Origin of the sequence: Staphylococcus sp. GDY8P45P (assembly GCF_017892745.1) — a bacterium.
Classification (GTDB): Bacteria; Bacillota; Bacilli; order Staphylococcales; family Staphylococcaceae; genus Staphylococcus; species Staphylococcus cohnii.
In genome coordinates this window covers 1-9043 of the sequence record NZ_JAESLS010000025.1, presented here as the reverse complement: position 1 = coordinate 9043, position 9043 = coordinate 1, and the positions used below count along the sequence as shown (strand labels likewise).

At 30.6% G+C, this 9043-nt stretch carries 4 protein-coding genes and 2 pseudogenes; 3 read left to right on the top strand and 3 right to left on the bottom strand.

Translation table 11 applies throughout. From position 1 onward, the window contains the following. Positions 1-274: 274 nt before the first annotated feature. The 3 genes and pseudogenes from KA873_RS13410 (at position 275) to KA873_RS13400 (ending at position 4317) form a co-directional block, all read left to right on the top strand. Positions 275-1819, top strand: a complete 1545-nt coding sequence (locus KA873_RS13410; RefSeq protein ID WP_210129123.1) for an ATP-dependent nuclease — start codon at positions 275-277, stop codon at positions 1817-1819. A gap of 94 nt (positions 1820-1913) precedes the next feature. Beyond that, a pseudogene (locus KA873_RS13405) lies at positions 1914-2195 on the top strand (type I restriction-modification system subunit M N-terminal domain-containing protein); the annotation flags it as partial. Positions 2196-2487: 292 nt separating this feature from the next. Further along, a complete protein-coding gene (locus KA873_RS13400; RefSeq protein WP_031903879.1) occupies positions 2488-4317 on the top strand; it encodes a heavy metal translocating P-type ATPase in 1830 nt (609 codons plus the stop codon). Positions 4318-5051: 734 nt separating this feature from the next. Here KA873_RS13400 and mcrC read toward each other — a convergent pair. The 3 genes and pseudogenes from mcrC to KA873_RS13385 all read right to left on the bottom strand — a co-directional run. Continuing rightward, positions 5052-6086: a 5-methylcytosine-specific restriction endonuclease system specificity protein McrC gene (mcrC, locus tag KA873_RS13395; protein WP_210131813.1), complete on the bottom strand. Its 1035-nt coding sequence runs from the start codon at positions 6084-6086 to the stop codon at positions 5052-5054. Continuing rightward, positions 6083-8221: an AAA family ATPase gene (locus KA873_RS13390; RefSeq protein WP_210131815.1), complete on the bottom strand. Its 2139-nt coding sequence runs from the start codon at positions 8219-8221 to the stop codon at positions 6083-6085. Before KA873_RS13390 ends, mcrC begins: the two co-directional genes overlap by 4 nt. Positions 8222-8501: 280 nt before the next feature. Then, a pseudogene (locus KA873_RS13385) lies at positions 8502-9043 on the bottom strand (IS6 family transposase); the annotation flags it as partial.

Here is a 9043-nt window from a genome sequence, read left to right as displayed (position 1 = left end):
TATTAGTGATTTTGCTAAAAATATTTTATTTAAGGTTTTAACTAATCATTAAAATTTATAGCTTTTATAACTTTTTGTACTATAGTTCCTCTTAATTGAAATGACTTTCCCCTCTTTATAATAGTTACTCTTGCAATGATTTTATAATTTATGAACTTCAAAACTTGCTTATTACTGTTCAATTGGATTTATTCACGTTCTGTTATACTATATAATATACAAAATTTTATTAAGCTATAATTAATTATGAAAGAAATGGAGTCACAAAAAATATATGAATTCACTAAAAACAATAGAAATTTATAATTATAAATCTATAAAACATTTGGAACTAAACCTAAATAGAAATTTAAATATTATAGTAGGATCAAATAACTCGGGCAAATCAAATATAATTAGTGCAATATTTGAATCATTAGATGTTAAAAACTTAGATACAGCTTTCCAAAGTATAAGTAGATTAGAAAATTTTGAAAGAAAATTACCTAAAACCATACTCTCAACAAGTAATAAACAAATTATTACTCTTAATAATAAAAATAAACATTCTATTGAATATGAAGATAATAATAATAATACTAATACAATATATAATGAAAGCGCAAAAGAAGCTGTAAATAAACAAATTAAAATAGCTAAAGTAGATAATAATACTTCTCTTGATCAATCAATAATAGAGATAGTTCAATTTTTTGATGACTTAGATAATAATGAAGTTGCAATTTTATTATCTAATATAAATAGAGACTTATTAGCTATAAGTAAGGACTACTATTCCCTTTTAATTTTTAATAATGAATTATATGTTGCAGATTGCTATGGCGATACAGCACCAATTAATGAAAAAAGTAATGGAGTAAAAAAATTAATAATAATGTCGTATTATATTAATAAATACAATGTAAAAAATAATAAAATGCCAGATATTATTCTCTTTGACGAGCCAGAAGTTCATTTACATATAGAAGCCCAAAGATATTTATATAAAAAGATTCAAGAAGTATTTAAAAATTCACAAATAATTATCAGTACCCACTCGACAGCTTTTATAAATGAAACTGATATAAATAATATTCTTCTAATCGAAAGAGATGTTTTACAAGGAACATATATCGATTACAATAAAAAAGATAAAGTCAAACTATTGGAAATAAATCAAATCATGGGTATAAATTTATTAGATACTTTAAGAATAAACATTAATTCGACTGTAGTGATGGTAGAAGGTAAAACCGATAAAATTGTTCATCAATACATCTACCACAGGTTATTTCCTAAAAAGAGCTTAACATTCATTGAAACAGAAGGAGCTGATAAAATTTCAGATTTTATTACTGTGTATAAAGAGGTATTTCCTAATCCACCACTAGGAGTTCTAGACTATGATAAAAAAGGATTGGAAATGGCAAAAAAAATTCAAAATAATTTTAATAGTGATTATAATAATAGGATAATTTTAAATAATAATAAATCTATCAAAGAGTCAAATTTGGATGAAAAAATCGAAGATGAATACTCAATACAACTTGAAGATTTATTTGAGAAAGAATTTATTATTGAGTGTATCTCTGAATTGCTAATTGAAGATGAAATTTCAGATACCTTAAAAGAAGATTTGGAAAGTTACCAGAATTTCAAGTCTTTCGAAAATGTAATTAAGAAGAAAAATATTATGAAAAAAGACTCTAAATATCATATTAATAAATATTCATTAAATCTTTTGATTATTAGAAAATTAAAAGAACTAGATGAACCCAATTTTCAAAAAACAACGTCTAAGTTCCAAGAAATATATATTACTTTAAACAAAAAAAAATAACACTTAGGTTAATGTTATTATATTTAAAAATACAGGCATATAATTATTTAAATTTTGATATATTTAAATTAAAAATATTTAAGAGGTGTTATTAATGGCAACTATAGGTTTTGAAGAAAAATTATGGCAAGCAGCAGATAAATTGAGAGGAAGCATGGATGCTGCTGAGTATAAAAATGTAGCGTTAGGTATTATATTCTTGAAATATGTATCTGATTCGTTTGAGGAAAAATATGAAGAATTATTGAATGATGAATATGCTGATGAAGAAGATAAAGATGAATACTTAGCAGAGAATATATTCTGGGTTCCTAAAGAAGCACACTGGACATATATCAATGAAAACTCTAAGAAACCTGAAATCGTTCAACTGATTTCTAACGGTGTGAAAAAACACAATAAAGCAGCAATCATGGTGACACACGATGAACGTATGCTTGAATACTGTGACCGCGTGTTCCAAATGAACGACGGTAAGCTTGAACCAGTGATAGATTATTAAAATATTAACTCTGCTACAGACAAAATGCAGCAGAATTTTTCTTTGTAAATCTATATACATATACGGGGTATATTCATTGAATAAAACGCTATATACGATATAATATGTAAGAAGATTTTTATTTTTCAGACAGCCTTAAAAAAATCAAAACGGAAGGATTTTTATCTTGTTCAACTACTTATTTACAAACAGGCAGGGGCAGTTTCTCGTTGCAGGGATTATCTTTATAATCCTCGGATTTGCATTGATGCCGGTAGAGGGTATCTACAGTTCCATTGCGTTTTACATCGCAATTTTCTTTCTCGGTTTCTATGCATCCAAGAATGCGGTCATCGAGACGATTAGAGAACGTTCACCAAACGTTGACTTACTGATGATTCTTGCTGCTATTGGTGCGGTCATCATCAATTATGAGTCAGAGGGTGCACTGTTACTTCTAATCTTTGCGGGTGCTGAAGTGCTTGAGAACTACGCGACTAGTAAATCCACAAAAGCCATTTCTGAACTGATGTCCCACCTTCCTTCAACAGCAAGTAGAATCGGGGCTGATGGAGAAATTACGGAAATTCCTACAGAAGAACTGATCCAAGGCGATATCGTCCTTGTTGCTAAAGGGGAACAAATCCCAATCGATGGACAGGCAGACCGTCAAGTATCGGTTAACGAAGCAGCGCTGACAGGGGAATCTGTTCCGGTTGTAAAAGAAAAGGATGAAGAAGTTTTTGCCGGTACGGTAAACGATGGCAACTCGTTTAGATTAACTGTAACGAAAACGAGTGATGATACGATCTTCTCGAATATCGTGCGTATGGTTGAAGAAGCACAGCAAAGACCATCGAAACTATCGAAAACCATCGATCGAATTGAATCGAAATATGTAATCTCTGTTTTAATCGGGGTACCGGTGTTTATCGCTATCCTTTACTTCTTTAATAATTTAGGATTTGAAGAATCATTCTACCGTGGAATGGTCATGCTGACAGTAGCAAGCCCGTGTGCGCTCGTTGCATCGGCAACACCAGCGACACTGAGTGCGATTAGTAACGGTGCGAAAAACGGTATTCTGTTTAAAGGCGGTGCCGCGATGGAGGCACTGAGCACGATGGACATTCTATATAGTGATAAGACAGGAACACTCACATACGGTGACTTCGTCGTTGAAGAATACGCAGCGGATGAAGATACATTAAAAGAAGTGGTAACGATTGAACAACACTCGAGTCACCCGATCGCAGAAGCGATTGTGAAGAAGTTTAAAACTTTAGATTTAGATAGTGTCGATGACAGTGAACCGGTAGAAGAAATCGTCGGCAGCGGAATGAAGAAAGGCGATATCATCGTCGGTAAACCCGATGCATTTAAAGACTACACAGACCCATCGAACTACAGAGATCAAATCATTGCTGGAAATACGAATATCTTTGTCGGAGAGAGTGGACAAATTACTGGATACTTCTCGCTGGCAGACCAAGTCCGTGATGAAGCAGTACATGCCGTTGAAAACTTCCAGAACTCTGACATTGAAGTCGTACTCTTAACAGGAGATAATGAAACTGTTGCAGAAAAAGTTGCTGGAGAAGTGGGCATCACAGACTACACCGCATCATGTCTCCCTGAGGACAAAGTACGCTTTGTAAATGAAAGTCAGAAGAAGAGTAAGATTGTCGGGATGATTGGAGATGGAATCAACGACGCACCCGCACTGGCAAACGCTGATATCGGTATTGCAATGGGAAGCGGATCATCCGTTGCGATGGAATCATCAGACGTCGTAATCGTTAAAAACAACTTACAAAAACTATTCTATAGTTTCATGTTAAGTAATCGACTCAATCGCATTATTTTAGCAAATATTATCTTCTCTATTAGTGTGATTGTTATACTTGTATTATTAAATATATTCGGACTCTTAAATCTACCAACAGCAGTGCTCTTCCACGAAGGATCAACGATACTCGTTATCCTAAACGGATTAAGACTATTAAGAGCGAAATAATAGTATATTTATCTACTGTAAAGAGGAATACACCTTGTATAAATCAATATTGCTCGCTGCAGACGGTTCGGAAAACAGCCTGAGAGCAGCAGAAGAATCAGTTTTCCTAGGCTCAGACGAATCGAGTTTCGTTAATGGACAGGTCTTGCAGTAGACGACGGAGGGACTGCATACTAAGGAAATTAAATGAGACATAAAATAAAGGAAGCCATTTCTGGCTTCCTTTTAATTTTAATTAAACTTCGCATCACTTATGATAACTCTCTGATTATCACACCCAAATTTAACTAAAAACCGCATCATCTACCGATAAGCAGAAGCGTATCACAAATAAAACTAAAAAATAGATTGTGTATAATAAAAGCTATTTCAAATACCGCATTACTACCCGATAAGCAGAAGCATATCATAAATGATGCGATTTTTTGATAAGGTTCCCGTTGTTAATAATATAGAAGAAAATGAACTCATTATTAAAGAAAATTTTAAATCACTATATTAACAAGTAGACAAACCCTACGTAAATTAATTTGCGTAGGGTTTGTCTCTTTTTATTTATGTCCTGTTAGCATATGCTTTTAGGAGTAAATTGTGTCAACTTTTGTGAGAAAACTATTAGACGAAGACTATAGACTAAGAAATTAGTCGCGGAAAAAGTGAGCACAAAAACTGTTAGAAAGTAGAAGTCTATAAATATAGTATTAGTTATAAAATATAATTAACCCAGCAGTAAATCAAATTTCAAAATATTCAAGTATTATTTGGTTCAATTGCTCTGAAACTTGAATAAAATCGCAATTTAGATCTAATGTTTTTACACTAATATGATTTCCACTCATTTGATAGTCATTGTCGGGAAATACTTTTTCATCAGTTTTAGCATAAAGTAACATTCCCGAAACTTTTGCTGACTTTTCTTTTAAATCAATATCTAGATTTTTAACATAGGTGAAAATTTGATACAGATTTCCAGAATGAATTTTATTAACACCATAGTTATTTTGTAGTGTTTTAGTATAATACTTAGTATCAATTATTAAATATTTATTATTATATGAAAGGATAATATCGGTCTTCATCACAGGTAACATATCCCTAACTCCATCATCCACCATCCAAGGAATATAGGACGCTGTAACTGTTAATTGCGGAAATTCTTTTTTGTAATATTCAAAGATAAATTTTTCAAATAAACGTGATAGTTGTTGCTCATCTGAGTAATCCATTAGTTGATTACTTCCATCTTTTTTTGACTGTAGTAATCCTTTAATAATTAGATGACATATAGACGTTAACATTTTATATGTTTGATTATTACGAGTAAATTGTAAATTCCAATTGATATTATGTTTTTCTAATGTATCTACTTTGTCAAAAAATAATAATAACTTTTTAATTTTTTTCTTTCTCTTATTTGAAATTTCAGTTTTAAGTAACAAAATCATAGTTGTTTTAATTATCTTATTCATATACATATTAATCGAAAACTCATCATATGAACAATTGAGCTTCTGATTCATGATATCTAGATTTTTAATAGATTCTGTGATATTAATTTTGCCTCGAACCATTTTCAAAGATTCTTTTTCTTCTACATATTCATGATGTAAGCCACGTTTTAGTTGAATAGATACACCCTTAATTAAAATAGCTGCATACAAATCAATTGCATTCTCGAAATCTTCCGTCGCGACTTTACGGTAACCTTTTTCATTTAGTACTTTATATGCATATGACAACATATAATATACATTCTTAATAGCTATCATTGAATAGCTCCTCTTAATTTTTCAGACCATGAGTCTACCTTATCTGGTTCATCAAACCAAAATTCATTTATTAACGGAATAATTTCATATTCTACTATATTCTCTAATTCATAGTCAGTAACATTTGATAAGTTGCAGAAATAACTATGGCCAATAATAAATCCTTCACCAAGTGATTCATCTCTTTTAATTTCAGAGTTCAAATTTAAAATACATTGAATAAGAGAATCAAATTTAGCACTAGCTAGCTTTTCTTGATATGACCTAAATCCTGTTGTCCTAAATCCTGTTGTCATATTATAAAAGGCAAATCGTCTACGCAATGCATAATCTAACATTGCTAAACTGCGATCAGCTGTATTCATCATTCCAAGAATATAAATATTTGGAGGGACAGAAAACTTTTCGTCTGCGTATAATAACTGAAGTTCTGTTCCGCGTTTATCATTCTCTATTAACATGAATAGTTCCCCTAAAATCTTACTTAGATTTCCACGATTAATTTCATCAATAATAAAGAAATAATCATTTTCTATATCATTTTCTGCTCGTTTACAAAAATTGTAGAATGTACCTTTACGGAGTTCGAATCCTGATTCTGTTGGTCTAAATCCCATAACAAAATCTTCATAAGAATAATTTTGATGAAATTGAACCATTTGAACACGTTTTTTATCCTTTACTCCCATCATTGAATAAGCTAGTCGTTTAGCTACAAAAGTCTTACCAACACCTGGAGCGCCTTGTAAAATAACATTTTTCTTTCTTCTAACTAAATTTACTAACTTAAGATAATCCTCTTCTTCCATAAATACATCATTTAAAAAATGATTTCTATCATAATTTGGTAAGACTACTTCTGTTTCATCTTCTATATCAATTTTATCTTCTTCAAATAATATTTTAAGATTTTCAAGAAAATCATTATATGGTGTAATATTGGTTAAAGTTTTAGGGGCTGGCTTTATAGAAGTGATCCATTCTCCTTTATCTTTCCAATCGACTGTACGAATATTTTTAAATTCTTGATTTGGATGATACTCATGTTCAGAAGTAACTATTCCCCAGCCAATTATTTGTTTTTGGCCCTTTTTAACATAAACAATATCTCCAATTTTCATTTCATTAGTAAATTGCCAAATAGCATTCGTAATATTAATATAGCTGTTTGTATTTCCATTAATTTCTTGTAACTTTTCTTTCATATCTCCTCTACTTGTATACATTGAAAAATCTTCTAATTCTTCCCAACCTATCGCCATAAGTCCTTTATTATAAAACGCATCCCAATTAATTGCTTGCGACCCTGGTGAAAATATCCAATAATTCATTGATTCAACATCTTTATCTGCATCTGTTGTTTCAATTTTATTCTTTTTTTGTAAATTAATTTTTTCAGAATAAAGCCAAGCATCGTAACTCAATTCAATAAAGTTATCAATTAAAATTTCTTCATTTGAAAGATAATCTTGCATGTTATCTATTATTTCTATGTACTCTTCACCTGATAATTTGCCATTTATTCTAGGTAACCTATTTATTGTTTCACCAGTAATTTCACCAGATTCATATATATACCATCTAGAACGAGAATCGAGATTGACAAATTTTTCTGGAGCAATCCAGTATAAACCACTTGTCAATTTACTATTATGAATTCCTTTTTTGGACATAACTTTATCAAAATATTCTATGAATTTTTCTTGAGAAGTAGATGTAGGATCATTAGCAAATTCTAATGCTGCGTTAAATAGCATCCAAAGTTCATCAATATCATTTGCATTGCGGTCACCTTTAAAATAATAAAATGTAGCTCCCATATTATTGATAGTTGGAATACTCTCAAAACTATTTGGTAATTCTGCCTTAATTTCGAAAAGTTCTGCTATTGCTTCCAATATTTTCACCTTATTTGCTAAAGTTAACCTGCTTTTATTAAATAAAGCAAACACTGTAAATGGATCAATATCTGTTAAATCATTATTTCTCTCTAAAGTTGGTAGTTTAATTTCAGTCATTTTATATATTTTTTTTACTTTTTCAATTAAATCCTTACGATTTTCATGATATTTCAATAGTTTTATAGCAAATTCTTTATAAAAATCAACCCACTTTATATCTATTTCATTTTTCATTAAATCCTCATCCTCCTATAAATACCGTTACGATAACTTTATAATTTATATTTTCTTTTATTAAATCAAATATAACATATGATTAGTATTAAAATTCTTTATCTTCTTTCGTGAGTGAAAGTATGTTCAAAGACTTAATACTTGTTTTTGATCTAAATTCTCAAAAAAGATTTCTTAAGATATAAAGAGTAATTTTATATTATTATTAACATACTCTAAGTGATTCTGTTGCAAAGTAAAAAAATATAGCTAACCACTAATTTATCATGTCAGCGTTCGCTTAACTTGCTAGCATGATGCTAATTTCGTGGCATTGGAAAATCCGTAGATCTGAAGAGACCAGCGGTTCTTTTTATATAGAGTGTAAATACATTCAATACCTTTTAAAGTATTCTTTGCCGTATTGATACTTTGATATCTTGTCTTTCTTACTTTAATATGACGGTGATCTTGCTCAATGAGGTTTTTCAGATATTTCGATGTACAATGACAGTCAAGTTTAAGTTTAAAAGCTTTAATTACTTTAGCGATTGCTACCTTCGTTGATGGTGCCTGATCTGTAATTACCTTTTGAGGTTTACCAAATTGCTTAATGAGACGTTTGATAAACGCATATGCTGAATGATTATCTCGTTGCTTATGCAACCAAATATCTAATGTATGTCCCTCTGCATCAATGGCACGATATAAATAGCTCAATTTTCCTATTATTTTGATGTACGTCTCATCAATACGCCATTTGTAATAAGCTTTTTTATGCTTTTTCTTCCAAATTTGATATAAAATAGGGGCATATTCTTGAACACAACGGTAGACCGTTGA

Excerpts from the sequence above, each read along its gene's own strand:
- KA873_RS13410 (WP_210129123.1), top strand. The coding sequence starts at position 275 with ATGAATTCACTAAAAACAATAGAAATTTATAATTATAAATCTATAAAA.
- mcrC (WP_210131813.1), bottom strand. The coding sequence starts at position 6,086 with ATGATAGCTATTAAGAATGTATATTATATGTTGTCATATGCATATAAA.
- KA873_RS13390 (WP_210131815.1), bottom strand. The coding sequence starts at position 8,221 with ATGAAAAATGAAATAGATATAAAGTGGGTTGATTTTTATAAAGAATTT.